The sequence below is a fragment of the Streptomyces sp. RLA012 genome (assembly GCF_056270325.1).
The window spans coordinates 9,290,946-9,317,430 of the sequence record NZ_JBWDPA010000002.1; the positions used below are offsets into that span (position 1 = coordinate 9,290,946).

The 26,485-nt window shown below is 71.5% G+C and carries 19 protein-coding genes and 4 pseudogenes; 18 read left to right on the plus strand and 5 right to left on the minus strand.

The window, feature by feature from the left end:
* Positions 1–2 precede the first annotated feature (2 nt).
* From coaBC to RV986_RS42325, 3 genes are all read left to right on the plus strand, one after another.
* Positions 3–1,205, plus strand: a complete 1,203-nt coding sequence (gene coaBC / locus RV986_RS42315; RefSeq protein ID WP_475922458.1) for a bifunctional phosphopantothenoylcysteine decarboxylase/phosphopantothenate--cysteine ligase CoaBC — start codon at positions 3–5, stop codon at positions 1,203–1,205.
* A 240-nt stretch (positions 1,206–1,445) separates the two neighbouring features.
* Positions 1,446–2,669, plus strand: a complete 1,224-nt coding sequence (gene metK, locus RV986_RS42320) for a methionine adenosyltransferase (protein WP_475922459.1) — start codon at positions 1,446–1,448, stop codon at positions 2,667–2,669.
* Between the two features lie 435 nt (positions 2,670–3,104).
* A complete protein-coding gene (locus RV986_RS42325) occupies positions 3,105–5,252 on the plus strand; it encodes a primosomal protein N' (RefSeq protein ID WP_475922460.1) in 2,148 nt (715 codons plus the stop codon).
* 59 nt (positions 5,253–5,311) lie between these two features.
* Here the strand turns inward: RV986_RS42325 and RV986_RS42330 are convergent, their stop codons facing one another.
* Complete coding sequence (locus RV986_RS42330) at positions 5,312–5,854, minus strand: hypothetical protein (protein WP_475922461.1); 543 nt, start codon at positions 5,852–5,854, stop codon at positions 5,312–5,314.
* A gap of 351 nt (positions 5,855–6,205) precedes the next feature.
* On the opposite strand from RV986_RS42330, the gene fmt reads away from it, so the two are divergent.
* Entirely contained in the window at positions 6,206–7,138 is a 933-nt protein-coding gene (gene fmt / locus RV986_RS42335; RefSeq protein WP_475922462.1) for a methionyl-tRNA formyltransferase, read from the plus strand.
* Between the two features lie 174 nt (positions 7,139–7,312).
* Here fmt and RV986_RS42340 read toward each other — a convergent pair whose 3' ends face one another.
* Entirely contained in the window at positions 7,313–7,702 is a 390-nt protein-coding gene (locus RV986_RS42340; protein ID WP_475922463.1) for a peptidoglycan-binding domain-containing protein, read from the minus strand.
* A 378-nt stretch (positions 7,703–8,080) separates the two neighbouring features.
* On the opposite strand from RV986_RS42340, the pseudogene RV986_RS42345 reads away from it, so the two are divergent.
* The 8 genes and pseudogenes from RV986_RS42345 to RV986_RS42380 form a co-directional block, all read left to right on the plus strand.
* A pseudogene (locus RV986_RS42345) lies at positions 8,081–8,419 on the plus strand (response regulator transcription factor); the annotation flags it as partial.
* Between the two features lie 120 nt (positions 8,420–8,539).
* Positions 8,540–9,973 carry an RsmB/NOP family class I SAM-dependent RNA methyltransferase gene (locus RV986_RS42350; RefSeq protein WP_475922464.1) on the plus strand — a complete coding sequence of 478 codons (1,434 nt, stop codon included), beginning with the start codon at positions 8,540–8,542 and terminating at the stop codon, positions 9,971–9,973.
* Positions 9,974–10,077: 104 nt separating this feature from the next.
* Positions 10,078–10,248, plus strand: a complete 171-nt coding sequence (locus RV986_RS42355) for a hypothetical protein (RefSeq protein WP_475922465.1) — start codon at positions 10,078–10,080, stop codon at positions 10,246–10,248.
* A gap of 96 nt (positions 10,249–10,344) precedes the next feature.
* Complete coding sequence (locus tag RV986_RS42360) at positions 10,345–11,844, plus strand: dihydrolipoyl dehydrogenase family protein (protein WP_475922466.1); 1,500 nt, start codon at positions 10,345–10,347, stop codon at positions 11,842–11,844.
* A 213-nt stretch (positions 11,845–12,057) separates the two neighbouring features.
* Positions 12,058–12,530 (plus strand): annotated as a pseudogene (locus RV986_RS42365) (MOSC domain-containing protein); the annotation flags it as partial.
* A gap of 39 nt (positions 12,531–12,569) precedes the next feature.
* A complete protein-coding gene (locus RV986_RS42370) occupies positions 12,570–13,724 on the plus strand; it encodes a 2Fe-2S iron-sulfur cluster-binding protein (protein ID WP_475924636.1) in 1,155 nt (384 codons plus the stop codon).
* 159 nt (positions 13,725–13,883) lie between these two features.
* Positions 13,884–14,570 carry a ribulose-phosphate 3-epimerase gene (rpe, locus tag RV986_RS42375; protein ID WP_475922467.1) on the plus strand — a complete coding sequence of 229 codons (687 nt, stop codon included), beginning with the start codon at positions 13,884–13,886 and terminating at the stop codon, positions 14,568–14,570.
* A 78-nt stretch (positions 14,571–14,648) separates the two neighbouring features.
* Entirely contained in the window at positions 14,649–15,692 is a 1,044-nt protein-coding gene (locus RV986_RS42380) for a sugar-binding transcriptional regulator (protein ID WP_475922468.1), read from the plus strand.
* 782 nt (positions 15,693–16,474) lie between these two features.
* Here RV986_RS42380 and RV986_RS42385 read toward each other — a convergent pair.
* Complete coding sequence (locus tag RV986_RS42385; RefSeq protein ID WP_475922469.1) at positions 16,475–16,993, minus strand: hypothetical protein; 519 nt, start codon at positions 16,991–16,993, stop codon at positions 16,475–16,477.
* A gap of 59 nt (positions 16,994–17,052) precedes the next feature.
* A complete protein-coding gene (locus RV986_RS42390; protein ID WP_475922470.1) occupies positions 17,053–17,622 on the minus strand; it encodes a SigE family RNA polymerase sigma factor in 570 nt (189 codons plus the stop codon).
* A 346-nt stretch (positions 17,623–17,968) separates the two neighbouring features.
* Here RV986_RS42390 and RV986_RS42395 point away from each other — a divergent pair, with 346 nt between their 5' ends.
* The 6 genes and pseudogenes from RV986_RS42395 to RV986_RS42420 all read left to right on the plus strand — a co-directional run bounded on the left by RV986_RS42395 (position 17,969) and on the right by RV986_RS42420 (position 25,510).
* Complete coding sequence (locus tag RV986_RS42395) at positions 17,969–21,178, plus strand: alpha-L-rhamnosidase (protein ID WP_475922471.1); 3,210 nt, start codon at positions 17,969–17,971, stop codon at positions 21,176–21,178.
* A 30-nt stretch (positions 21,179–21,208) separates the two neighbouring features.
* Positions 21,209–21,340, plus strand: a pseudogene (locus RV986_RS42400) (ribonuclease domain-containing protein); the annotation flags it as partial.
* Entirely contained in the window at positions 21,337–21,723 is a 387-nt protein-coding gene (locus RV986_RS42405) for a barstar family protein (RefSeq protein WP_475922472.1), read from the plus strand. The pseudogene RV986_RS42400 and the gene RV986_RS42405, both read left to right, overlap by 4 nt.
* Before the next feature lie 107 nt (positions 21,724–21,830).
* A complete protein-coding gene (locus tag RV986_RS42410; protein WP_475922473.1) occupies positions 21,831–23,273 on the plus strand; it encodes a GuaB1 family IMP dehydrogenase-related protein in 1,443 nt (480 codons plus the stop codon).
* 306 nt (positions 23,274–23,579) lie between these two features.
* Positions 23,580–25,047, plus strand: a pseudogene (locus RV986_RS42415) (amino acid permease).
* A gap of 10 nt (positions 25,048–25,057) precedes the next feature.
* A complete protein-coding gene (locus tag RV986_RS42420) occupies positions 25,058–25,510 on the plus strand; it encodes an Lrp/AsnC family transcriptional regulator (RefSeq protein WP_266697673.1) in 453 nt (150 codons plus the stop codon).
* 133 nt (positions 25,511–25,643) lie between these two features.
* On the opposite strand, the gene RV986_RS42425 is transcribed toward RV986_RS42420, so the two are convergent.
* The gene (locus RV986_RS42425) at positions 25,644–26,384 is read right to left on the minus strand and encodes a GntR family transcriptional regulator (RefSeq protein ID WP_475922474.1); all 741 of its coding nucleotides are present in this window, start codon (positions 26,382–26,384) and stop codon (positions 25,644–25,646) included.
* Positions 26,385–26,485: the final 101 nt, after the last annotated feature.

Here is a 26,485-nt window from a genome sequence, read left to right on the forward strand (position 1 = left end):
CGGTGGACAAGCCCAAGGTCGTGCTGGGGGTCAGCGGTGGCATCGCCGCGTACAAGGCCTGTGAACTGCTGCGCAGGCTGACCGAGTCGGGCCACGACGTACGCGTCGTCCCCACCGCTTCCGCCCTGCACTTCGTGGGCGCCGCCACCTGGTCCGCGCTCTCCGGCCACCCCGTCGCCACCGAGGTCTGGTCGGACGTCCACGAGGTCCCGCACGTCCGTATCGGGCAGCACGCCGACCTGGTGGTGGTGGCCCCCGCGACGGCCGACATGCTCGCCAGGGCCGCCCACGGCCTGGCCGACGACCTCCTCACGAACACCCTGCTCACCGCCCGTTGCCCGGTCGTCTTCGCGCCCGCCATGCACACCGAGATGTGGGAGCACCCGGCCACCCGGGAGAACGTGGCGACGCTGCGCCGCCGGGGCGCCGTCGTCATCGAGCCCGCGGTGGGACGTCTGACGGGTGTCGACACCGGCAAGGGACGGCTGCCCGATCCGGCGGAGATCTTCGAGGTCTGCCGCAGGGTGCTGGCGCGCGGTGCGACCGAGCCCGATCTCGCCGGCCGCCATGTCGTCGTGAGCGCGGGCGGCACCCGCGAGCCGCTCGACCCCGTCCGCTTCCTCGGCAACCGCTCCTCCGGCAAGCAGGGGTACGCCCTGGCGCGCACGGCGGCCGCGCGGGGCGCCCGGGTCACGCTGATCGCCGCGAACACCGGGCTGCCGGAACTGGCGGGCGTGGACATCGTCCAGGTCGGGACCGCCGTACAGCTGCGCGAGGCGGTGTTGAAGGCGGCCTCGGACGCCGACGCCGTGGTGATGGCGGCGGCGGTCGCGGACTTCCGTCCGGCCGCGTACGCCGCCGGGAAAATCAAGAAGAAGGACGGCCAGGAACCGGAGCCGATCGTTCTGGTCCGTAATCCGGACATCCTCGCGGAGATCTCGGCGGACCGTCCCCGCCCCGGTCAGGTGGTCGTCGGCTTCGCCGCGGAGACGGACGACGTCCTCGCCAACGGCCGTACGAAACTGGAACGCAAGGGGTGCGACCTCCTCGTCGTGAACGAGGTGGGCGAGCGCAAGACCTTCGGTTCCGAGGAGAACGAGGCCGTGGTGCTGGGAGCGGACGGCAGTGAGACCCCGGTGCCGTACGGCCCCAAGGAGGCACTGGCCGAGACTGTGTGGGACCTGGTGACACGCCGTCTCATATGAAAGTCTCATTAACCCCAACAGGCGCGTCCAATCTCGTGAAATCGAGTGTGACGACCCTGGTGCAGACCGCTTGTCATGGCACAGAATGCCCGTGCCGCAGGTCACAGCGCTTCCGAGAAGCGAGACAGGGGGGCCTGCGGGCGAGTGTGACCGATAAACTGTTCTCGGACGACGCCGAGCGCAGCTCTCGTCCCGTCCGCCAATGATCAGCCAGCAGCCGCTGCAACCACAGGGAGCGTTGTGTCCCGTCGCCTGTTCACCTCGGAGTCCGTGACCGAGGGCCACCCCGACAAGATCGCTGACCAGATCAGCGACACCATTCTCGATGCGCTTCTGCGCGAGGACCCGAAGTCCCGGGTCGCCGTGGAGACGCTGATCACGACCGGCCTGGTGCACGTGGCCGGCGAGGTCACCACCAAGGCGTACGCGCCGATCGCCCAGCTGGTCCGCGACAAGATCCTGGAAATCGGCTACGACTCGTCGAAGAAGGGCTTCGACGGAGCTTCCTGCGGTGTGTCGGTGTCGATCGGCTCGCAGTCGCCCGACATCGCGCAGGGCGTCGACACGGCGTACGAGCAGCGGGTCGAGGGTGCCGCCGCAGGTGAAGAAGAGGACGAGCTCGACAAGCAGGGCGCCGGCGACCAGGGCCTGATGTTCGGGTACGCGACGGACGAGACCCCGGAGCTGATGCCGCTCCCGATCCACCTCGCGCACCGTCTGTCGCGCCGCCTCTCCGAGGTCCGCAAGAACGGGACCATCCCCTACCTCCGTCCCGACGGCAAGACCCAGGTCACCATCGAGTACGACGGCGACAAGGCGGTCCGCCTGGACACGGTCGTCGTCTCCTCGCAGCACGCGAGCGACATCGACCTCGAATCCCTCCTTGCCCCCGACATCCGCGAGTTCGTGGTGGAGGTGGAGCTCAAGGCCCTCCTCGACGACGGCATCAAGCTGGAGACCGAGGGCTACCGTCTCCTGGTGAACCCGACCGGCCGCTTCGAGATCGGCGGCCCGATGGGCGACGCGGGCCTGACCGGCCGCAAGATCATCATCGACACGTACGGCGGCATGGCCCGTCACGGCGGCGGTGCCTTCTCGGGCAAGGACCCCTCCAAGGTCGACCGTTCGGCCGCGTACGCGATGCGCTGGGTCGCCAAGAACGTCGTCGCCGCGGGTCTCGCCACCCGCTGCGAGGTCCAGGTCGCCTACGCCATCGGCAAGGCCGAGCCCGTGGGTCTCTTCGTGGAGACCTTCGGCACCGCCAAGGTCGACGCCGAGAAGATCGAGACCGCCATCGCCGAGGTCTTCGACCTCCGCCCGGCGGCCATCATCCGCGACCTCGACCTGCTGCGCCCGATCTACGCGCAGACCGCCGCGTACGGCCACTTCGGCCGCGAGCTCCCCGACTTCACGTGGGAGCGCACGGACCGGGTGGAGGCCCTGCGCAAGGCCGTCGGCCTGTAAGCAACGCCTGCACGGTGAGGCCCGGTACCCCTTCGGGGGCGCCGGGCCTCAGCGTTTCCCGGCGGGAGTCAGCGAGGGGCCGGTCGCGGCGGGTGGGTAAATCGGTGGTGCGGGTGGGGTCGGGGTTCGTAGGGTCGGGGTCTCCCGGTGCGATGGCCGCGGTTACTTCGGTGGAGTGCGCCCAAGGGTGCGCGATGAATCTGGATCATGGTCCGCTGCCGCCTGGATCTCGGGAGAGCCGGCGTCGTGACGTCCGGTGCGATGGTCGCGGGTACTTCCGGGTGATCCCCTCGAAGGTTCGAATCCTGCTGCCGGTCCTTGGACGGGTATGGCCGAGTGGCCCATGGCAGAAGCGCCCTCGGGGCGTTCGCGATCCGTGGCCGGCCTGATCTCGGGCGCGCGGCGGTGTCAGTGGGGTCTGGTAGGAATGTTGCTGTGAGCAGCGCGAACGGGTGGGGTGAGGGCGGCGCGGAGGGTGCGCCGCCCGAGCAGCTTGCGTTGATTCGGGAAGGGGTGCGGCAGGCCAGGGCACCCAAGGCGAAGCCGCGGACGTGGCGGGGAGCCGCGCTCGCCAAGGAGCTGCCGGTCGCGCGTGTCCTTGTCGACAAAGGTGTGCTCCATCTCGATCGGTACTTCGACTACGCCGTGCCCGAGGAGATGGACGCCGAGGCACAGCCGGGCGTGCGGGTGCGGGTGCGGTTCGGGGCCGGGCGGCATCGGGTGCGGGAGGGACGGCGAGAAGGCGGGGGCCTGATCGACGGGTTCCTCGTCGAGCGGCTCGCCGAGTCCGACTACTCCGGGCCGCTCGCCGCGCTGGCCCAGGTGGTGTCTCCCGAGCCGGTGCTCGGGCCCGAGCTGCTGGGGCTCGCGCGAGCCGTCGCCGATCGGTACGCCGGGAGTCTTGCGGATGTGCTGCAGCTCGCCGTGCCACCACGCAACGCACGGGCCGAGGGCAAGCCCTCCCCGGCGCCGCTCCCCGTTCCCGGAGTGCCCGAGGCCGGGTCCTGGGCGCGGTACGGGCGGGGGGCCGCCTTTCTGGAGTCGCTCGCGGCGGGCGGGGCGCCCCGGGCCGTGTGGAACGCGTTGCCGGGGCCGGGCTGGGCCGAGGAGATCGCCGGAGCCGTGGCCGCGACGCTCGCCTCGGGGCGGGGCGCACTCGTGGTCGTACCGGACGGGCGGGCTGTCACTCGTGTCGATGCCGCGCTGACCTCGTTGCTGGGAGAGGGGCGGCACGCGGTGCTCACCGCCGAGGCCGGGCCCGAGAAGCGGTATCGGGAGTGGCTCGCCGTGCGGCGTGGGTCCGTACGGGCCGTCGTGGGGACCCGGGCCGCCATGTTCGCGCCCGTACGGGATCTGGGGCTCGTCGTCATCTGGGACGACGGGGACGACAGCCACAGCGAGCAGCACGCGCCGCAGCCGCATGCGCGCGAAGTGCTGCTGCTGCGCGCAGCCCATGACAAGTGCGCCTTTCTGCTGGGCAGTTGGGGCTGCACCGTCGAGGCCGCGCAGTTGGTCGAGAGCGGGTGGGCGCTGCCGCTGGTCGCCGAGCGGGAGCAGGTGCGGGCGAGCGCGCCGCTGGTGCGGACCGTGGGGGACGGGGATCTCGCGCGCGACGAGGCGGCGCGGGCCGCCCGGCTGCCGACGGTCGCCTGGCAGGTGGTGAGAGAGGGACTGCGGCACGGGCCCGTGCTGGTGCAGGTGCCGCGGCGTGGGTACGTACCGCGGATGGCCTGTGCGCAGTGCCGGGCTCCGGCCCGCTGCCGGCACTGCGCCGGGCCGTTGGAAGCCCGGGACGCCGGGGCGTTGGTGTGCGCGTGGTGCGGGCGGGACGAGGCGGCCTGGCACTGCCCGGAGTGCGGCGGCTTCCGGCTGCGGGCCCAGGTCGTGGGGGCGCGGCGGACCGCGGAGGAGCTGGGGCGGGCCTTTCCGGCCGTGCCCGTGCGGACCTCGGGGCGGGAGCAGGTGCTCGACACGGTGCCGGGCGCGCCCGCGCTGGTGGTGAGCACACCGGGGGCCGAACCCGTCGCCGAGGGCGGGTACGCGGCCGCGTTGCTGCTCGACGGCTGGGCGATGCTGTCGCGGCCCGATCTGCGGGCCGGTGAGGACGCGCTGCGGCGCTGGATCGGGGCGGCGGCGCTGGTGCGCGGGCAGGGGGCGGGGGGCACGGTCGTGGTCGTCGCGGAGCCGACGCTGCGGCCCGTGCAGGCGCTCGTACGGTGGGATCCCGTCGGGCACGCGGTGCGTGAGCTCTCCGAGCGGGCCGAGCTGGGGTTTCCGCCGGTGTCCCGGATGGCGGCCGTCTCGGGTACGGCGGAGGCGCTCGCCGGGTTTCTCGCCGTGGTCGAACTTCCCGGTGATGCCGAGGTGCTGGGGCCGGTGCCGCTGCCGGTCACGGATGCCGGGCGGCCGCGGCGGGTGGGGGCGCCGCCGCCTGGTGAGCGGTGGGAGCGGGTGCTTGTCCGGGTGCCCCCCGGGAGCGGGGCGGCGCTGGCGGCCGCGCTGAAGGCCGCGCAGGCGGCGCGGATGGCGCGTGGGGGGAGCGAGCCCGTACGGATCCGGATCGATCCGCCGGACATCGGGTGACGTGGGGCTGAGGGCTGCCTCCCGGGTTCGGCGGTGCCGGGAGGCAGCCGAGGAGCGGGTCAGCCGTTGCGCGGGCCCGGGAATGCCGTGGGCCTTGCCTCGTCGCGGAGGGTCGGGCTGCCCGCCGTCGGCTGGGTCGGCATGGACCGGGCCGCCGGGACCGTCGGTACCGCGGGGATGCCGGTGTTGACGGCGACCGTGCGGGTGCCCGACGTCTCCGTGGCCCGCTCGGCGTCGGCGGCGGCCTGGGCGGCGGCGCGGCGGGCGCCGTAACGGCGGTGCACCGCCTGCTTGGTGACCCCGAGGGCCGAGCCCACCGCGTCCCAGGAGAAGCCCAGTGAGCGGTCGAAGTCCACGGCGGCCGTGACCAGGGTCTCTACGCTGTCCCGCAGCTCCTGGGCGAGGCGGACGGTCGGGGCGGGGGCGCGTCCGTAGACGACGAAGCCCGTGGAGGGGCCGGAGCGGCGCGGGCGGTAGACGTTGCCCAGTTGGGCGGTGAGCGTGCGCAGTGCGTCCACCTGCCGGCGGACCCGCTCGATGTCCCGCACCAGCAAGTGCAGGCTGGCCCGAGCCTGGGCGTCGTGGGTTGCGTGGTCGGCCATGAACAAGCCTCTCGAACCGGCGTTGAAAAGGATCGGGCCGCGATCGCGGCCCGTTGTGGTCAACTCTCTCTTGACCAACGCGTTCGGGGGTGAGTGGTCACGCTGCGGGGGCGTAAGGGCATATGCACAGGGCGCGTCCGGGGGCGTACGCCCCCGGTGCGCCGTCGGCTCGCGTGGATCTCCAGAAGGGGATCGCGTGTTCGGAAGGGGCTCGTGTGTACGGGGTCCGAACGGCACCCGAGCCCGCACGCCCCATCGCCGCTTAGACTGGTGCGCTGCCCCGTACCCCGTCCTTGCCGGCGTGCGTACAGGGCTCTGAAGCGTTCCCGCCCGAGAGGCCAACCGCCACCCATGAAGCTCGTCTTCGCAGGTACCCCCGAGGTCGCCGTTCCCGCTCTGGACGCCTTGATCGCCTCCGGGCGGCACGAGGTGGCCGCCGTCGTCACCCGGCCCGACGCGCCGGCCGGGCGCGGTCGGCGGCTGGTCGCGAGCCCGGTCGCCGAACGGGCGGAGGAGGCCGGGATCGAGGTGCTGAAGCCGGTCAGGCCACGGGACGAGGACTTTCTGACGCGGCTCGGGGAGATCGGGCCCGACGCCTGTCCCGTGGTGGCCTACGGGGCGCTGCTGCCCCGGGTCGCCCTCGACGTGCCGGCCCACGGCTGGGTCAATCTGCACTTCTCGCTGCTGCCCGCCTGGCGCGGCGCCGCCCCCGTGCAGCACGCGATCATGGCCGGGGACGAGATCACCGGTGCCTCCACCTTCCTCATCGAGGAGGGGCTCGACTCGGGGCCCGTGTACGGGACCGTCACCGAGGAGGTCCGGCCCACCGACACCAGCGGGGATCTCCTCACCCGGCTCGCCTTCGCCGGTGCCGGGCTGCTCGTCGCGACCATGGACGGTATCGAGGACGGCACCCTGAAGGCCGTACCGCAGCCCGTCGACGGCGTCACCCTGGCGCCGAAGATCAGCGTGGAGAACGCCCACGTCGACTGGTCCACGCCGGCGCTGCGCGTCGGCCGGGTCGTGCGCGGGTGCACTCCCGCGCCCGGTGCCTGGACGGTCTTCCGCGGCGAGCGGCTCAAGCTCATCCAGGCCGCGCCCGTGCCCGAGCGCACCGACCTCGCGCCGGGCGAGCTGTCCGTCGGCAAGAACAACGTGCATGTGGGGACCGGTTCGTACGCCGTCGAACTCCTCTGGGTCCAGGCCCAGGGCAAGAAGCCGATGCGCGCCGCCGACTGGGCACGCGGGGTGCGCATCGCCTCCGGGGAGCGGCTCGGGGTCTGACCGGCGGGAACGCACCGTGAGGCCGGACAGGGCCCTGGCCCGTCCGTGCACGGCCGTACCGCGATGGCCCGCACCTCCCCCGGTGGGTGCGGGCCATCAGCTCTTTGGCGGATCGGGCGGATCGGGCGGATCGGGCGGATCGGGCGATCAGGCGGATCGGGCGGTGCGGACAGCTCAGAGGTGGGCCAAGCGGCGCAGCCAGGGCCGGCTCTGCGGGCCGATCTTGCCGTCCTCGTCCAGGTCGGCGTTCCAGTAGGGGTTGATGTCCTTCTGGAACTGGGTGGCCGCCGCCTGGGAGTTGGTTCCGAAGACCCCGTCGATGGTGCCGGGGTTGTAGCCCGACCGGCGGAGCAGGCACTGTGCCTCGATGCCCGCGGCGGTCACGACGCCGGCCGAGGGCTGCACCTTGACGTCCTCGTAGTAGCCGGCGTACGCGTAGTCGCCGGAGAGCGAGTAGTGGCAGGTGTACGTCGTCGCCGATGCCCCGGTCGCGGGCAGTACGGCGAGGCCGCCGCCCAGGGCGAGGACGGCCGCGGCCAGGGCGATGCGCTTGCGCAGGGTCATGCCGGCTCCTTGGGCCGTGGGCCGGTTCCCTGGTCGGGCACCCCGGACAGCCCATGGGCCTTGCGGCTCCGCTCGACGGGTGGTGCCGCTGTGTCCTGACGGTAGGAGAGGGGGCCCGGCCGCGGCGTCCCACCGCGGGTGGAACTTCCGCCGCACCGTGCGTGGTAGCCGCGAGGTTGTACAACTCCCGTGGTAGCGCCCGAGGTTGACGCACCGTCCGGGATCCGGAGCTAGGCTGCGGCGATGCGCCTGAGGACGCCCCGGCCGTTCGTCGTCGACACGCTGATCGCGCTGGCCATGACCGCGGTGGCCATGCTGCTGGGGCATGTGTCACGGGCGGCCCAGGGCTGGCCCGAACCCGACGGGCGCGCCCACGCCCCCGAGCGGCTGCTCGCCGCGGTGGCCGCGGTCGACGGCGGCGACGCCCTCTTCGCGCCCAGCGTGACCCGCCGGCTGATCGAGGCCTTCGCCCGGCAGCACGGACCGGCCCAGGACGGCGCGCCACCCGACCTGGGCGTGCTGACCTCCCGTGAGGTCGAGGTGCTGAAGCTGACCGCCCGGGGCCTGTCCAACCTGGAGATCGCCGACCGTCTCTGCATCAGCGAGGCCACCGTCAAGACCCACCTCAACCGCACCATGACCAAGCTCGACCTGGACAGCCGGGCCCAGGCGGTCGTGATCGCGTACGAGACGGGACTGGTGATCCCGGGCGGCTGAGCGGCGGGCGGACGTCCGCGTTCTCCCGCGGGGCGCGGGCCCGGACCGTATCGATCGCGCGCGGCCGTGCCGACGTAGGCTGGACGGGTCGAACCATCCAGGATCCGGAGCACCTTTTTCGTGAGTGAGCAGTCCCGTGGGCCGCGCAAGCCCGGCAAGCCCTACCGCCGTCCCCAGAAGGACCCGGTCCGCATGCTCGCCTTCGAGGCGCTGCGGGCCGTGGACGAGCGGGACGCGTACGCGAACCTCGTCCTTCCGCCGCTGCTGCGCAAGGCGCGAGAGAAGGGCGGCTTCGACGGACGGGACGCGGCGCTGGCGACCGAGCTGGTGTACGGGACGCTGCGCCGCCAGGGCACGTACGACGCCGTCATCTCGGCCTGCGTGGACCGGCCGTTGCGGGAGGTGGACCCGCCCGTGCTCGACGTGCTCAGCCTCGGTGTGCACCAACTGCTCGGGACGCGCATCCCGACCCACGCCGCCGTCTCCGCCTCCGTCGAGCTGGCCCGGGTCGTGCTCGGCGACGGGCGTGCCAAGTTCGTCAACGCCGTCCTGCGCAAGGTCGCCCAGCAGGACCTCGACGGCTGGCTGGAGCAGGTCGCGCCGCCCTACGACGAGGACCCCGAGGACCACCTCGCCGTCGTGCACTCGCATCCGCGCTGGGTCGTCTCGGCGCTGTGGGACTCGCTGGGCGGCCCTCGCGCCGGGATCGAGGATCTGCTCGAAGCCGACAACGAGCGGCCCGAGGTCACGCTCGTGGCCAGGCCCGGGCGCTCCACCGCCGACGAACTCCTCGACGCCCTCGGGGAGGAGTCCGCGCTGCCGGGACGCTGGTCGCCGTACGCCGTGCGGCTCACCGAGGGCGGCGAGCCGGGTGCCATCGACGCCGTGCGGGAGGGCCGTGCGGGCGTCCAGGACGAGGGCAGCCAGCTGGTGGCGCTCGCCCTCGCGAACGCCCCGCTCGACGGGCCCGACCGGGCGTGGCTGGACGGCTGCGCGGGACCCGGCGGCAAGGCGGCCATGCTCGCCGGGATCGCCGCCGAGCGCGGCGCCGTGCTGCTCGCCTCCGAGAAACAGCCGCACCGGGCCGGTCTGGTCGCCAAGGCGCTGGCCGGTAACCCCGGCCCCTACCAGGTCATCGCCGCCGACGGCACCCGCCCGCCGTGGCTGCCCGGCACCTTCGACCGTGTGCTCATGGATGTGCCCTGCACCGGTCTGGGCGCCCTGCGGCGCCGTCCCGAGGCGCGCTGGCGGCGCCGCCCCGAGGATCTGGAGGGCTTCGCGCCGCTCCAGCGGGGGCTGCTGCGCACGGCCCTGGACTCCGTGCGGATCGGCGGAGTCGTCGGGTACGCGACCTGCTCGCCGCACCTCGCCGAGACCCGCGCGGTCGTGGACGACGTGCTCAAGCACTACGAGGGCGGCTCCGCCGAACTTCTCGACGCCCGCCCGCTCCTTCCGGGCGTCCCGGCGCTGGGCGAGGGTCCCGACGTACAGCTGTGGCCGCATCTGCACGGGACGGACGCCATGTATCTGGCGCTGATCCGCCGGACGGCGTGACCTCCCAGCGCCAAGAACAGGCTGAAGGCGTAGCCTTTTCCCTGTGGGGAAGGGCAACCCAGGCAAACCTTAGTACGTCATGGCGTCCGGGATGGGAGGCTGACATGACTGAATCCGCCGACATGTGGGTCGATCGGCTGAAGGATCTCACGCGTGATTCATCCGGAGAAAAGGCCGGAGAAAAGGCCGAGAAATTCGTTCACGACCTTTACGCGGCAGCCCAGAAAGAACTCGATGCCCAGCGCGCTCAGGCGGAGCTCGAGCGCGAGGAGTAGGTATCGCCGTCCCGGAAGAAATATGAGAGCCGCCGTCCTCTGATTTCATAATTCTCGTGTACGAGGGCGTGAACGATGCCGGTTACGAGGGCGTGAATGATGGCAGCGCATGTGGATCCTGATCGCTCCGAGTGGGACGTCATCGTCCTGGGCGGCGCGGCGGCGGGCGAGAACGCGGCTCAGTACGCGACGCAGTTCTCGGGTCTGGACGCGGTGCTGGTGGAGGCCGAGCTGCTGGGCGGTGAGTGCTCGTACTGGGCGTGCATGCCCAGCAAGGCCCTGCTGCGGCCCGCCGAGTTGCTGGGCAATGCCGGGCATGTGCCGGGTGTGGCCTCGCTGCTCGCCGGCCGAGGGTTGGACGTCCCGGCGGTACTGGCCCGCCGGGACGCCGTCGTGAACGGGCTGGACGACTCCTCGCAGATCCGTTGGGCGCTCGGCGTCGGCATCGACGTCGTACGCGGGTACGGGCGACTCGACGGGGAACGCTCGGTGGCCGTCGAGAGGGCCGCGGGCGGCACGCGTGTACTGACCGCACGTCACGCGGTGGTCATCGACACCGGTTCCTGCACCGCCGTACCGACGATCCCGGGCATGAGCGAGGCACGCCCCTGGACCTCCCGTGACGTCACGAATCTGCACGAGGTGCCGCGCCGGGTCGTCGTGCTGGGCGGTGGGGTGGTCGCGTGCGAGGCGGCGACCTGGCTGAGGGCGCTGGGCGTCGAGGAGTTGAGCGTCGTGTACCGGCGCGCCGGCCTGCTCCCGCGGGCGGAACCCTTCGCCGGACGCATGGTCGCCGACCAGTTGACCGCCGCGGGAGTGCGGCTGCTTCCCGGCAGATCGATCACCGAGGTACGACGCGACGATCCGCGGGACACGGGAGTCGGGCGGCCGCACGGCGCGGAGGTCACGGTCCGGCTGGACGACGGCAGCACGCTCGTCGCCGACGAGTTGGTGCTCGCCACCGGCCGCACACCGAACACCCAGGACATCGGCCTGTCGTCGGTGGGTTGCCCCGACGGGGGCTTTCTGGAGGTCGACGACGAGCAGGCCGTACGGGCGGTGGGCGGCCATTGGCTGTACGCGGTCGGTGATGTCTGCGGACGGGCGCTGCTGACCCACATGGGCAAGTACCAGGCGCGGGTCGCCGGCGAGGTGATCGCCGCCCGGGCCACCGGACGGACGCCGGCCGACGCGCCGAGCGGGGCGCTGGGCGCCGCCGACGGGCATCGGGGCAACCCGCAGGTGACCTTCACCGACCCGGAGGTCGGATCGGCCGGCATGACCGAGCGACAGGCCCGTGCGGAGGGGCTCGACGTGGCGACGGTCGAGTACGACATGGCCGCCCTGGCCGGCACCTATGTGATGCGTGAGGATTACCTCGGGCGCGCCGAACTGGTCATCGACCGGGGGACCGACACGGTGGTGGGCGCGACGTTCGTCGGGTCGGGAGTCGCGGAACTCGTCCACTCCGCCACGACGGCCATTGTCGCCAGAGTCCCGATTTCCGTGCTGTGGCATGTCGTACCCAGCTATCCGACCGCCAGTGAAATCTGGCTCCGCCTGCTGGAAACGTACCGAAGCCAGATCCATGCATGATGCATGACTCCATCGAAAGAGTTACACCATGCCTTTTATTTCGACGAAGGACGACACAGGAATCCATTTCAGGGACCGAGGCGCGGGGCGGAACGATCGGGTGGCGTGGTGGCCAGGCTGACGGCGGTGAACGTCGGGATGCCCCAGGACGTGCCCTGGCACGGCAGGACGGTGCACACCGGGGTGTACAAGCAGACCGTCACCGGGCCGCGGATGGTGCGGCGGCTCAACATCGACGGGGACGGTCAGGGCGATCTGGGCGGGCACGGCGGCGAGCAGCGGGCGGTGCTGGTGTACCAGACCGACTCCTACCGGTTCTGGGCCGAGGAGCTGGGACGCGAGGACCTGGAGCCGGGCCACTCGGTGAGAACTTCACCGTGGACGGTCTGCCGGACAGCGAGGTCTGCATCGGGGACCGGTACCGCATCGGGGACGCGCTCTTCGAGGTCACACAGCCCCGGGTGACCTGCTACCGGGTGGGACTGCGCATGGGCGAGCCGCAGATGGCGGCGCTGCTGGTGTCCCACCACCGTCCGGGCTTCTATCTGCGGGTGATCGAGGAAGGCCGGGTGGAGGCCGGCCAGGAGATCGTCAAGGTCTCCACCGGCCCGGAGGCGATGACCGTCGAGGAGATCGACGGGGTGCTCTACCTGCCCGGACACACTCGTGAACAGGTCGAGCGGGCGCTGCGCATCCCGGCACTCAGCCCGGGATGGCAGAGTTCCATGCGTACGCTCCTGGAGCAGGCCGACGGCGATACGGCCGGCTCCTCCGGCAGCGCCGGGCTCACGGCGGCGGGCGGCGCCCCGCCACCCGGCTGGCCGGGCTTCCGCCCCCTCACGGTCACCCACATCCGGCCCGAGAGCCGGGACGTGTTCTCGCTGGTCCTGGCCGCGGCCGACGGCTCGGCGCTGCCGACCGCGCTGCCGGGGCAGTTCCTCACCGTGAAGGTCCGGTCCGGGGGAGACGCGCCGCCGCTGATCCGCAGCTACTCACTGTCCGGCGAGCCCGGCACCGGCACGTACCGGATCAGCGTGAAGGTCGAACCGCACGGCGCGGCCGGCAACCGGCTGCGCGCCCACGTCCGGGTCGGCGACCGTCTCGACGCCGCAGCGCCCCGCGGAACGTTCTTCCTGTCCAAGGGCGACAACCCGGTGGTGCTGCTGTCCGCGGGAGTGGGGGTGACCCCCGTGCTGGCCATGCTGCACGCGCTCGCGCGGGACCGCTCCTCGCGCCGGGTGTGGTGGCTGCACGCGGCCCGTGACGGCACCGAGCATCCCTTCGCCAGGGAGAGCCGCGAGCTGCTCGGACTCCTGCCGAACGCCCGGTCGGTCATCTACTACAGCAGACCGAACGACACGGACCGCCGGGGCGTCGACTACACGGAGGCGGGCCGGCTCTCGGCGGACCGCATCCTCGGGCTCGGTCTGCCCACCGAGGCCGACGCCTACCTCTGCGGGCCCGCGGGCTTCATGGACGGCGTCACCGCCGCGCTCGTCGAGGCCGGGCTGCAGGCGTCCCGGGTGCACACCGAGATCTTCGGCGCCGGGGCCTCCCTCACCCCGGGTGTGCGAGGCGACTCGACCGCACCCGCGCCCCATCGGCCCGCGGGCCCCGCCGGTACCGGTCCCGCCGTCTCCTTCGCGCGCAGTGGGCTCACCGTGCCCTGGGACGACCAGCGGGACTCCCTGCTCGAACTCGCCGAGGCCTGCGACGTCCCCGTCCAGTGGTCGTGCCGCACCGGCGTCTGCCACACCTGCGAACTCGCGCTGATGTCCGGCGCCGTCGACTACTCCCCGGATCCGGTCGAGCCGCCGGCCGAAGGCAACATCCTCATTTGCTGCTCCAGGCCCAGCGAGGCCGTCGTGCTGGATCTGTGAGGCTCAACGGTGCGGCCCGGGTACGGCGCGCGGGTGCGGCCCAGGTATGGCGCGGGTACGGCTCCGGTACGGTACGGCTCCGGCTCCGGTACGGCCAAGGTGGGACCCCGGGGCCGGACCGAGGAGAGCAACCGGCCCGGGGCATGGCACGCTTGGGGCATGGCAGTGCAGATCAACCCCAGCATCCTGTCCGCGGACTTCGCCCGTCTTGCCGAGGAGGCAAGGGCGGTGGAGGGCGCGGACTGGCTCCATGTCGACGTCATGGACAACCACTTCGTACCGAACCTCACGCTCGGTGTACCGGTCGTAGAGTCCCTGGCCCGGGCTACGGACACGCCGCTGGACTGTCATCTGATGATCGAGGACCCCGATCGGTGGGCACCCCAGTACGTGGAAGCGGGTGCCGGTTCGGTCACCTTCCACGCCGAGGCCGCCGCCGCGCCGGTGCGGCTCGCCCGCGAGATCCGGGCCAAGGGCGCCCGCGCCTCCATGGCGCTCAAGCCCGCGACCCCCATCGAGCCGTACGAGGATCTGCTCCCCGAGCTCGACATGTTGCTGATCATGACGGTCGAGCCCGGTTTCGGGGGCCAGGCGTTCCTGGACATCATGCTTCCGAAGATCCGCCGCACCCGTGAGCTGATCGGCAAGCACGGCCTCGAACTGTGGCTGCAGGTCGACGGCGGTGTTTCGGCGTCCACCATCGAGCGGTGCGCGGAGGCGGGCGCGGACGTCTTCGTCGCCGGTTCGGCGGTGTACGGGGCGGCGGACCCGGCCCACGCGGTACGTGCATTGCGCACCCAGGCTCAGGCGGTGACGGCCCATGCGGCGTGGGCGTGCGACCACTGAACCAAGGGAACGTGAACGGCGCCCATCAGGGCTGATCAAGTACGCCGGATCTGCAAGGATGAACGGCGAACCCAGAGTGTGAACAGCAGTGAGGAGAGCGCCGTGTCGGGTATGTCGGCGGGCCGGTCAGCCATGCGGATGGGACCCGCTGAGCTGGTGCAGGCGGCGGCCATGGCCCGCCGCTTCTACCTTGAGGGCAAGTCCAAGATCCAGATCGCCGAGGAGTTCGGCGTCAGCCGCTTCAAGGTGGCCCGGGTCCTGGAGACCGCTCTCGAACGGGATCTCGTGCGGATCGAGATCCGGGTGCCCGCCGAGCTGGACGCGGAGCGCTCCGACGCGCTGCGCGCCCGCTACGGCCTGCGGCACGCCGTCGTGGTCGAGTCCCCGGCCGACGCCGAGGAGTCGCCCGACCCCGAGAACCTCGGCGAAGTCGCCGCCGACCTGCTCGGCGAGCTGGTCAACGAGGGCGACGTACTGGGCCTGGCCTGGGGTCGCTCCACCATCCACATGGCGGCCGCCCTCGACCGGCTGCCGCCGTGCACGGTGGTGCAGCTGACGGGTGTGTACGACGCCGGGACCGCCGAGCGCGGTTCGGTGGAGGCGGTGCGGCGCGCGGCACAGGTGTCGGGCGGCGACGCCCACCCCATCTACGCGCCGATGCTGCTGCCCGACGTGGCCACCGCGGCCGCGCTGCGCAGCCAGACGGGGATCGCCCGCGCCTTCGAGTACTTCGACAAGGTCACGGTCGCCTGTGTGTCGATCGGCTCCTGGGAGGCCGGCATCTCGACGGTGCACGACATGCTCACCGAGGAGGAGCGCGCCCACTACGCCACCCTCGGCGTCGCCGCCGAGATGTCCGCGCACCTCTTCGACGCCGAGGGCCGGCGGGTCGGCCGTGACCTGGGCGAGCGGTGCATCACCGTCGAGGCCGACCGGCTGCGCCGCATCCCCGAGGTCGTCGCCATCGCGGGCGGACAGCGCAAGGCGGCCGCCATCGACGCGGTGCTGCGGTCCGGGCTCGTCACCAGCCTGGTGACGGACACGTCCGCCGCGGACTATCTGATGACGGCGGGCCCGACGCCCCGCCCGGCCCTGAACCGCGCGGACCCGGACGGGCCGTGACACGCCGGGGATGACGGCCGTAGGTTTCCGGGCGTCGGTCAGGGGTGTTGCCTCGGCTTGGCGTGCGGGGTGGGGGCTGTGCCTTTCCCCGGCTGATGGCTGTGCCTTTCCCCGGGCGTGGGCCGGTGCTGTGACTGGTCTGGGGGAGGGGCTGGGCTTTGTGCCTTGTGGGGCGGAGCCGCCGTGGCCTTCTTCGGGTCGCGATGCCGCGGTTCCTCCGGGCTGACAGGCGGTGGCCTCTCCACGCCGTCCGGCTTGTGCCCTCGGGGCCCGACCGGTTTGTGCCCTCCGGGCGACCGGGCGTGGCTGCAAGGGCTGTCCGGTCTGGCTCCTCGGGCAGACCTGGCGTCCCCGCAGGGCTGTCACTGTCTCGCCCGGCTTCCCTCCCGCGCGGCCGACCGACGTCGGTCCCGTACCGGGCCGGCGGGATGTGGACGGTCGGCGTCAGTGGGCCGCGGCGTCGAGATCGAGGCTCCTTCGGCGCCGGCCTCATGGAGCGCGAGCAGGTGCTTGCGCCGCGAGGTCGGGGAGCTTGGGCTGCTCGCTCCGAACCGATGGGCGACCTGCGGTCTTCCTGCTGCTGGTGACACGCGCTCTCGTGACGCCGTCGATGCGGCACTCGCCTTCGCCGGGGGCGGCCGCCGCACAGGGGCTTGGGTCGGACGCGCCGACGCGGTGGGCCTCTTGCGGCCGCCGTTGCGTGACCGGTTGGGGTCGCCTCGACGGCGCCCCGTTCCTCCTGGCACCGGGGCCGGGAGGAACAGGGCGGGAGGCGTCTGCGGTCAGCCGGAGCAGACGGTCAGGTTGACCGTGTCCTTGCCCGCGACCGCGGCCTTCGGACTGTGCGGGGTGACCGTGACCACCGTGTTCGGCGTGCCGTTGCAGGCCGTCTTGCTGACGGTGCCCAGCTTGAGATCGAGCTTCGTGATGTACATCTGGGCCATCTCCAGGGAAAGGCCGCCCAGCTTGGTGGAGCTGCTGCCACCGCGTGCGTCGATGACAAGGAGCACGGCGTCACCCTCGCCGTTGTCGGTGGGCTGGGTGGGCTGGGTGGTCTTCGCGGGCTGGGTGGTCTTTGTGGTGGCGGGTTTCGAGGCGGCGGTGGTGACCTTGGTGGGAGCGGCGGGCTTCGAGCTGTGGGTGAGGGCGGAGGCCAGGGCGGTGCCGCCGCCGGCCACGATGAGGGCGGCGGCTACGCCGGCTATGGCGGTGGTCCGCCTGCGGCGGGCCCGGCGTGCGATGGCGGCGGCATCGAAGCCCGGCGTGTCCGAGGCGTTCACGAAGTCGTTGATGGCGTTCACCAGTTCCTCTTCGAAGGGTGTGTTACCGGCGCAGCCTGAAGGCGGCGAATCATACGAAGTCATCGGGTTCCTTCCGTGGGCTGCTTCGGCGAAGGGTCGGCGAGCGTGGGGAACTGGCTTCTGAGTTTTTCCATGGCGCGGGCGAGTTGGGACCGTACGGTGCCCGGCGAGATCCTCAGGTCGGCAGCGATCTCGGCATCGGACAGGTCGTGGAAGTACCGCAGTACGACGACCGTGCGCATACGCATCGGCAGACGCTGCAGGGCGCGGACCAACTGGTCCCTGCTGTCTATACGCCCGTACTCGTCCCCCGGGGCCGCCCTGTCGCCGCTGTCCTGGTGCGGAGCCGTGCGGCGGAACTTCCGCCACCGGTCGTTGGCCAGGTTCACCATGATCCGCCGCACATAGGCGTCCGGAACATCCTTGGCGGTGATCGTGCGCCACTTGCGGCAGACCCGCTCCAGGGTTTCCTGGACCAGGTCCTCCGCCGCGTCACGATTCCCCGTCAAGGCGAGGGCGCCGCGGAACAAAGCGGCTGACCGGGTGGCGACGAAGTCATGGAACTCGATCTCCGCCGTCACGACCTCATCGCGGCCGGCTCCCAGTCTCCACTCAGATGCCAGATCCACATGCTGCTCCCTTCCTGTCACCCCTCCTCGACGTGGAAGCTCTCTCGTTTGCAGCACGGCCTTTATGTGATCTGAGTCACAGGGTGGGGTTCGGATGTGGCACCGCCGTCAAGCCGTGCGCCCGGCGCCGGCCCGCCCCGCCGCCCTCGGAAGTCGCGATGAGGCGGGTCGATTGAAACCGTTCAATTGCCCGTGCCCGCGTACCGGGGATGCGTCAGGCTCCAGCGAAGGAGCGTGCCTGCCCGATGACTTGTCAAGAAAACCCCGCACACTCATTGACCCTCATCCCGTACGCCCCTACCTTCACGCCGTGAATCGATTCATCGTTTCTACGTGAGGGGCCGTAGTGATCAGCAGGAGGAACATCCTGGCGGCCGCGGCTGCCACAGTGGCCGCCGCGGCCGCCGACGCCGGATCAGCGGTGGCCGAACCGGCGTCCATGCCGGCCCAGGCGCGGACCCGGCACGGCGCCCTGCGCGTCACCGCGCCGACGGTCGAGTACGTTCAACACCCCCTCGGCCTCGACGCGCGACACCCGCGGCTGAGCTGGCCGATGGCCTCGGACCGGCCGGGCGCGCGGCAGAGCGCCTATCGGATCCGCGTCGCCTCCAGTGCGTCGGGCCTGTCGCACCCGGATGTCTGGGACAGCGGAAAGGTCACCTCCGGCGAGTCCGTCCTCGTCCCGTACACGGGCCCCCAACTGGAGCCGCGGACGCGCTACTTCTGGTCCGTGCGCGTATGGGACGCCCAGGGCGTGGCCTCCGGCTGGAGCGCGCCGGCGTGGTGGGAGACGGGCCTCATGGACGCCGCGCAGTGGTCCGCGGAATGGATCTCCGCTCCTGCGGTTCTCACGGACGCGCCGTCGCTGGAGGGCAGCGCGTGGATCTGGTTCCCCGAAGGCGAACCGGCCAACAGCGCGCCCGCGGCCACCCGTTGGTTCCGTCGCGCCGTCGACCTCCCGGACGGGGTCATGGCGGCGACCCTGGCCATCACCGCCGACAACGTGTACGCCGTCTCCGTGAACGGCACCGAGGTGGCCCGCACCGATCTGGCGACGGACAACGAGGGCTGGCGTCGGCCGGCCGTCGTCGACGTCCTCGCCCAGGTGCGTTCCGGGACGAACGTCCTCGCGGTCTCCGCGACCAACGCGACCGAGGGCCCCGCCGGCCTGGTCGCCGTCCTCACCCTCCACACGGCATCCGGCGAACAGAGGATCGTCACCGATGCCTCCTGGAGGTCGACGGACGGCGAACCCGCCGACGGCTGGCGCGAGCCGGGCTTCGACGACAGCGGCTGGCGGGCGGCGAAGGTGGCGGCCGCCTGGGGAGCCGGCCCGTGGGGACGGGTCGTCCCGGCCTCGTACGCCGCCAACCAGCTGCGGCACGAGTTCGCGCTGCCGCGCAAGAAGGTGTCACGCGCCCGCCTGTACGCCACGGCGCTCGGTCTCTACGAAGCCCACCTCAACGGCCGCCGTGTGGGCCGTGACCAGCTCGCTCCCGGCTGGACCGACTACCGCGAACGTGTCCAGTACCAGACGTACGACGTCACCACCCTCGTGCGGCCGGGCGCCAACGCCATCGGCGCGTATGTGGCCCCGGGCTGGTACGCGGGCAACGTGGGTATGTTCGGACCTCACCAGTACGGCGAACGCCCCGCCCTGCTGGCGCAGTTGGAGGTCGAGTACGCCGACGGGACGAGTGAGCGCATCACGTCGGGCACGGACTGGCGGGCCACCTCCGGGCCGATCGTCTCCGCCGACCTGCTGGGCGGCGAGACGTACGACGCGCGCAAGGAGACCTCCGGCTGGACCTCACCCGGCTTCGACGACCGGACCTGGCTCGACGTCCGCGCCGCGGGCGACGCCGCTCCCGACAGAATCGTCGCGCAGGTGGACGGCCCGGTCCGGGTGGCCGAGGAACTCCCGGTCAAGGAGGTGACCGAACCCGAGCCGGGCGTCTTCGTCCTCGATCTGGGCCAGAACATGGTCGGGTCGGTACGGCTGCGGGTCTCGGGTGACGCGGGAACGACCGTACGGCTGAGGCATGCCGAGGTCCTCAACCCGGACGGCACCCTCTACACCGCGAATCTGCGCTCCGCCGCGGCCACCGACACGTACACCCTCAAGGGCGGCGGCGAGGAGACGTACGAGCCGCGCTTCACCTTCCACGGTTTCCGCTATGTCGAGGTGACCGGGTTCCCCGGCACCCCCTCGGCGAAGGCCGTGACCGGTCGCGTGATGCACACGTCCGCCCCCTTCACCTTCGCGTTCGAGACCGACGTCCCGATGCTCAACAAGCTGCACAGCAACATCACTTGGGGCCAGCGCGGCAACTTCCTCTCCGTCCCCACGGACACACCCGCGCGCGACGAGCGCCTGGGATGGACGGGCGACATCAACGTCTTCGCGCCCACGGCCGCGTACACGATGGAGTCGGCCCGCTTCCTCACCAAGTGGCTCGTGGACCTGCGCGACGCCCAGACCGCGGAGGGCGCCTTCACGGACGTGGCGCCCATGGTCGGCACGGTCGGCAACGGCGTAGCCGGATGGGGCGACGCGGGCGTCACGGTCCCCTGGTCCCTCTACCAGGCGTACGGGGACCGGCAGGTCCTGGAGGATGCCTGGCCGTCCGTCCTGGCCTGGCTGAAGTACCTGGAGAAGAACAGCGCCGACCTGCTGCGGCCGGCCGCCGGATACGGCGACTGGCTGAACGTCTCCGACGAGACACCCAAGGACGTCATCGCCACCGCGTACTTCGCGCACAGTGCCGACCTCGCGGCCCGGATGGCCGACGGACTCGGCAAGGACTCCGCCCCCTACCTCGGCCTCTTCGAGCGCATACGCACGGCGTTCCAGAACGCCTACGTCACCGCCGCCGGCAAGGTGAAGGGCGACACACAGACGGCCTATGTCCTCGCCCTGTCGATGAACCTGCTGCCGGACGCGCTGCGGAAGGCGGCAGCCGACCGTCTTGTCGCGCTGATCGAAGCCAAGGACTGGCACCTGTCCACGGGATTCCTCGGTACGCCCCGGCTGCTGCCCGTCCTCACCGACACCGGCCACACCGACGTCGCCTACCGGCTGCTCCAGCAACGTTCCTTCCCCAGCTGGGGCTACCAGATCGACAAGGGCTCCACCACGATGTGGGAACGCTGGGACTCCATCCAGCCCGACGGCAGCTTCCAGACCCCGGCCATGAACTCCTTCAACCACTACGCGTACGGCTCGGTGGGCGAGTGGATGTACACGAACATCGCCGGCATCTCGGCGGGCCGGCCCGGCTACCGTGAGATCGTCGTCCGCCCCCGCCCGGGCGGCGGGGTCACCTCCGCCCGCGCCACGTTCGCCTCGGTCCACGGCCCGATCGCCACGCAGTGGCGACAGCGGTCCGGCGGCTTCGTCCTGACGTGCACCGTGCCTCCCAACACCACCGCCGAGGTATGGATCCCCGCGGACGATCCGGACACGGTCACCCACACCCACGCGACGCTCCTGCGCCAGGAGGACGGCTGCGCGGTGTATCAGGTCGGCTCCGGCACCCACCGCTTCACCACCTGACGCGCACGCGGGCCGCGGCGGAATGGCCACGAGTACCACGAGTACACGGTCAAATCGCCCGGCCCGCGTGATCGGGGAGCCCGCCGCATTGTCACCGGGGAGGGCGGTGAGATCTACTACAGCGGTGATCACAACAAGTCGTTCAAGGCGGTGCTGAGATGACGGACGGCCCGTTGACGGAGGTGTTCCGCGCGGCACGCGCGGTCGGATGGCAGGTCACCGTGCTCGACCTGACCGGAGTTCTGGACAAGGCCGGCTTCATGGAGCGCTGTGTACGCGCCCTCGACCTGCCGGAGTGGTTCGGCCGGAACTGGGACGCCCTCGCGGACTGCCTGGGCGACCCAGACTGGGGCCCCGCCAGCCCCGGCCGCCTCCTCCTGGTGAGCGGCTGGCGGCCCTTCGCCAAGGCCCGCCCCGACGAGTGGGAGATCGCCCAGGAGGTGCTGGAATCGGCCGCCGGGCACTACGAGGAGCACGACGCCGCGCTGTCGGTCGTCCTGGCCCTTGGAGGATCCGCCCAATGGCCCCCTGACCAGCCTGGATGATCCGTCCGGGCACGACAGCCAGGCCGTCATGGGACAATGAAGTACGTGCTCTTCCCCCTGGCTGACCGGTCCGGGGGCCACCTCTGATCGACCGGGATGTGCAGCACGTGCGTTTCCTCAACGACATCCAGCCTCCGTACGACCTGACGTACGACGACGTCTTCATGGTCCCCAGCCGCTCCGCCGTCGGCTCGCGGCAGGGCGTCGACCTCACCGCCCCGGACGGCACGGGCACCACGATCCCCCTGGTCGTCGCCAACATGACCGCGATCGCGGGACGCCGGATGGCCGAGACCGTGGCCCGCCGCGGTGGCCTCGTCGTCATCCCGCAGGACATCCCGATCGAGGTCGTCACGGAGGTCGTCTCCTGGGTCAAGGGACGCCACCTGGTGCTCGACACCCCCATCGTCCTGGCCCCCCACCAGACCGTCGCCGACGCGCTGGCGCTGCTGCCCAAGCGCGCGCACAACGCGGGCGTCGTCGTGGACGAGGACGGCCGCCCGGTCGGTGTGGTCACCGACGCCGACCTCACGGGCGTGGACCGCTTCACCCAGCTGAACGAGGTGATGTCCCGCGACCTGCTGCTGCTCGACGCGGACATCGAGCCGCGCGAGGCGTTCAACAAGCTGGACGGCGCCAACCGCCGTTACGCCCCCGCCGTGGACGCCGACGGCAAGCTGGCGGGCATCCTCACCCGCAAGGGCGCCCTGCGCGCCACGCTCTACACCCCGGCCACCGACGCGCACGGCAAGCTGCGCATAGCGGCCGCCGTCGGCATCAACGGCGATGTGGCGGGCAAGGCCAAGCAGCTGCTCGACGCGGGCGTCGACACGCTCGTCATCGACACGGCACACGGCCACCAGGAGTCGATGATCAGCGCGATCAGGACCGTCCGCGCGCTCGACCCGCACGTCCCGATCGCCGCGGGCAACATCGTCGCCGCGGAGGGGGTCAAGGACCTCATCGAGGCGGGCGCGGACATCATCAAGGTCGGGGTCGGTCCCGGCGCCATGTGCACCACCCGCATGATGACCGGCGTCGGCCGGCCGCAGTTCTCGGCCGTCATGGAGTGCGCCGCCGAGGCGAAGAAGTACGGCAAGCACGTGTGGGCCGACGGCGGCGTCCGCCACCCCCGCGATGTCGCCATGGCGCTGGCCGCGGGCGCGTCCAACGTCATGATCGGTTCCTGGTTCGCGGGGACGTACGAGTCGCCGGGCGACCTCCAGCAGGACGCCAACGGGCGCCTCTACAAGGAGTCGTTCGGCATGGCCTCCGCCCGCGCGGTCCGCAACCGTACGAGCGAGGAGTCGGCGTACGACCGCGCCCGCAAGGCCCTCTTCGAGGAGGGCATCTCCACCTCGCGGATGTTCCTCGACCCGGGCCGCCCGGGCGTCGAGGACCTGATCGACTCGATCATCGCGGGCGTCCGCTCCTCCTGCACCTACGCGGGCGCCAACTCCCTGGAGGAGTTCGCCGAGAACGCGATCGTGGGCATCCAGAGCGCCGCCGGCTACGCCGAGGGCAAGCCCCTGCACGCCAGCTGGAGCTGACCCGTTCCACCGTCGTACGGCCCCTGTGGTGCGCCCACGGGGGCCGTCGGCGTACCCGCCGCGGATCGCCGTACGGGGGCCTGCGCAACCGTCGAATGGCCCCGCGCAACGAACACGCGCCGAGCTGCGAGGAACGCAACGATCTTGCGGAGATGCGCAAGGTTGCTGCATTACGCCCGTGAAGGCCGGACTCGTAGGGTCGAGCGCTGTACATGGCGTGGCGGGGACCCCGCTCGGTGGGTCCCCGCTGCCGGGGGTGCCGCCGGTCCCCGCCGTACCGACCGGCAGCGACGAGGGAGCCACCGCGTGCTCGATCAAGGCGCACCCCCGCAGTCCCGCACACCGTCCGCCGCACCGTCCCCGGGTGTCGGCGCGCGCCTCATGCGCCGCAAACCCGTGGAACGCCTGGTCGCCGAGGGTGGCCAGGGTGAGGGCGGCTCGCTCAGGCGCTCCCTCGGACTGTGGCAGCTCACCATGATCAGCATCGGGGCCACCCTCGGCACCGGCATCTTCGTGGTCCTCGGCGAGGCCGTCCCCAAGGCCGGACCCGCGGTCACCCTGTCCTTCGTGATCGCCGGTCTCACCGCGCTGTTCTCGGCCCTCTCGTACGCCGAGCCGGCCCGGCACCATCCCGGTCGCCGGCTCCTCGTACTCGTATGCGTACGCAACGCTCGGCGAGCTGATCGCCTGGATCTGCGGCTGGTGTCTGGTCCTGGAGTACGGCGTGTCGGTGGCCGCGGTCGCGGTCGGCTGGGGCGAACACCTGAACGAGCTGCTCGACGGCACGATGGGCGTCACCATCCCGAGCGCGCTCTCCGCCCCGCCCGGTGACGGCGGCGTCTTCAACCTGCCCGCCCTGATCGTCGTGCTGCTCGCCATGGCCTTCCTGCTCGGCGGCGCCAAGGAGTCCGCACGCGCCAACACGATCATGGTGGCCGTGAAGATCGTCGCGCTGCTGCTGTTCTGCGCGATCGGCGTCCAGGGCTTCGAGTCCGGCAACTACCAGCACTTCATGCCGCTGGGCATGGCGGGCGTCAGCGCCGCCGGGGCCACGCTGTTCTTCTCGTACATCGGCTTCGACGCCGCCTCCACGGCCGGTGAGGAGGCGAAGAACGCCCAGCGTGACCTGCCGCGCGCGATCATGCTCTCGCTGGTCGTCGTTACGGCGCTGTACGTCGTCGTCGCGGCCGTCGCCGTCGGCGCGAAGCCCTGGCAGAAGTTCAACGACTCGGAGGCCGCCCTCGCCGAGATCATGAAGAACGTCACCGGGCAGTCGTTCTGGGGCACGCTGCTCGCCGCGGGTGCCGTCATCGCCATCGCGAGCGTCGTCCTGACCGTGCTCTACGGCCAGACCCGCATCCTCTTCGCCATGTCCCGCGACGGGCTCGTGCCCAAGGTGTTCTCGCGCGTCCACCCGAGGACGGGGGCGCCGCGGGCAGGCACCGTGATCGTCTCGCTGTTCTGCGGTGTCCTCGCCGCCGCCATCCCGCTCGGCCAACTCGCCGACGCCACCAGCATCGGCACCCTCTTCGCCTTCGCACTGGTCAATGTCGCCGTCGTGGTGCTGCGCCGGACGCGCCCGGAGATGCCGCGCACCTTCCGGGTGCCGCTGTCGCCGCTGCTGCCCGCGATCGGCTTCGCGCTGTGCGTGTGGATGATGGGCAGCCTCGCGGCCGTCACCTGGGTGGTCTTCGGAGTCTGGATGGCCGCCGGGCTCGTGTTCTACTTCAGTTACGGCTATCGCCGCTCCCGTCTCGCACCATCAGAAAAGTGAAACACCCGCAGTGCTGAACGATCTCGACGAACGCATCGTGCACGCCCTCGCCGAGGACGCCCGCCGTTCCTACGCCGACATCGGCCACCTGGTCGGCCTGTCCGCTCCTGCCGTGAAACGCCGGGTGGACCGGTTGCGGGCCACCGGAGCCATCACCGGATTCACCGTGCGGGTGGATCCGGCGGCGCTGGGATGGGAGACGGAGGGGTTCGTCGAGATCTACTGCCGCCGGAACACCTCGCCGGAGACCATCCAGCGCGGGCTGGAGCGGTACCAGGAGGTGGTGGCCGCGTCCACCGTCACGGGGGAGGCGGACGCGGTGGTGCAGGTCTTCGCTTCCGACATGCGGCACTTCGAGCGGGTGTTGGAGCGGATTGCCGGGGAGCCGTTCGTCGAGCGGACCAAGTCGGTGCTGGTGTTGTCTCCGTTGCTGCGGCGGTTTTCTTCGGGGTCGCCCACGTAGGCGCTCCGCTGGGGGCGCGTTGTTCGGGTGCGGGTTCGTTGCGGCTGGGCGCGCCCCGCGGCGGAGCCGCTATATGTCACAGCCCCGCGCCCCTGACGGGGCGCTGCACCCTGCGCCCTCCGGCAAGGAACCCTTACTCCGCTGTTTTTCTCGCCAACGCGTTGTTGCCGATCGAGTTGTGGACGCTGAAGCTCACCGAGTCCGAGCGGTAGCGGTCGTCGGACCACTCCACCGGGCGGCCTTCGCGGGTGGTGGTGACGCGGCGGACCCTCAGGAGGGGACTGGTGCGGCGGACGCCGAGGAGGTCGGCGTCCTGGGCGCCCGCCGCCACCGCGTCGATGACGTGCTCGCCGTAGGCGAAGACCAGGCCGGTGTCCTCGTAGAGCCGCTGGGTGACGGAGGGGCAGTCGGGCTCGATGGCCTCGACGGCGGGGGAGATCCAGTCCGCGTACACGGTCCGCTCCAGGAGCACCGGCTCGCCGTCCAGACCGCGGACCCGCAGGACGTGCAACACGATGGTCCGCTCGGGGAGTTGGAGGCGTACGGAGTCCTCCGTCGTCGCCGGGCGGTGCTCCTGCTCGACGACGTGTCCCGTCGCCTCGCGCCCCATCGCGCGCGCCCACTGGGCGAAGCTGCGCAGTTCGGCGAAGCTCTGGCTGCGGCGGCTCGCGAGGACCACGCGGCGGGCGCCCTGGCGGGAGCCGATGAGTCCCTCGGCGGTCAGCGCCGCGACGGCCTGGCGGACCGTGCCGCGCGCCACCCCGTACTGGGCCGCGAGGTCCGTCTCCGCGGGCAGCAGACTGCCCACCGTGTACTCCTCGCGGTCGATCGCCCGCCGCAGTTCGTCGGCGATCTCCTCGTGTCGCGCCGGCATGCTTCCCCTCTGACTCGACTGCTGTGCACAGCGTGATCAGCCTAATCGAGATCCGACCGTGATCCACACCGGCCGGGATTGTGCAGGGAATCAGGGCTCAG

Coding starts and splice junctions, on each gene's coding strand:
- RV986_RS42330 (WP_475922461.1), bottom strand. CDS start 5,854: ATGGCCGACCACGCAACCCACGACGCCCAGGCTCGGGCCAGCCTGCAC.
- fmt (WP_475922462.1), top strand. CDS start 6,206: ATGAAGCTCGTCTTCGCAGGTACCCCCGAGGTCGCCGTTCCCGCTCTG.
- RV986_RS42340 (WP_475922463.1), bottom strand. CDS start 7,702: ATGACCCTGCGCAAGCGCATCGCCCTGGCCGCGGCCGTCCTCGCCCTG.
- RV986_RS42355 (WP_475922465.1), top strand. CDS start 10,078: ATGACTGAATCCGCCGACATGTGGGTCGATCGGCTGAAGGATCTCACG.
- RV986_RS42360 (WP_475922466.1), top strand. CDS start 10,345: ATGATGGCAGCGCATGTGGATCCTGATCGCTCCGAGTGGGACGTCATC.
- RV986_RS42370 (WP_475924636.1), top strand. CDS start 12,570: ATGCGTACGCTCCTGGAGCAGGCCGACGGCGATACGGCCGGCTCCTCC.
- rpe (WP_475922467.1), top strand. CDS start 13,884: ATGGCAGTGCAGATCAACCCCAGCATCCTGTCCGCGGACTTCGCCCGT.
- RV986_RS42405 (WP_475922472.1), top strand. CDS start 21,337: ATGACGGACGGCCCGTTGACGGAGGTGTTCCGCGCGGCACGCGCGGTC.
- RV986_RS42425 (WP_475922474.1), bottom strand. CDS start 26,384: ATGCCGGCGCGACACGAGGAGATCGCCGACGAACTGCGGCGGGCGATC.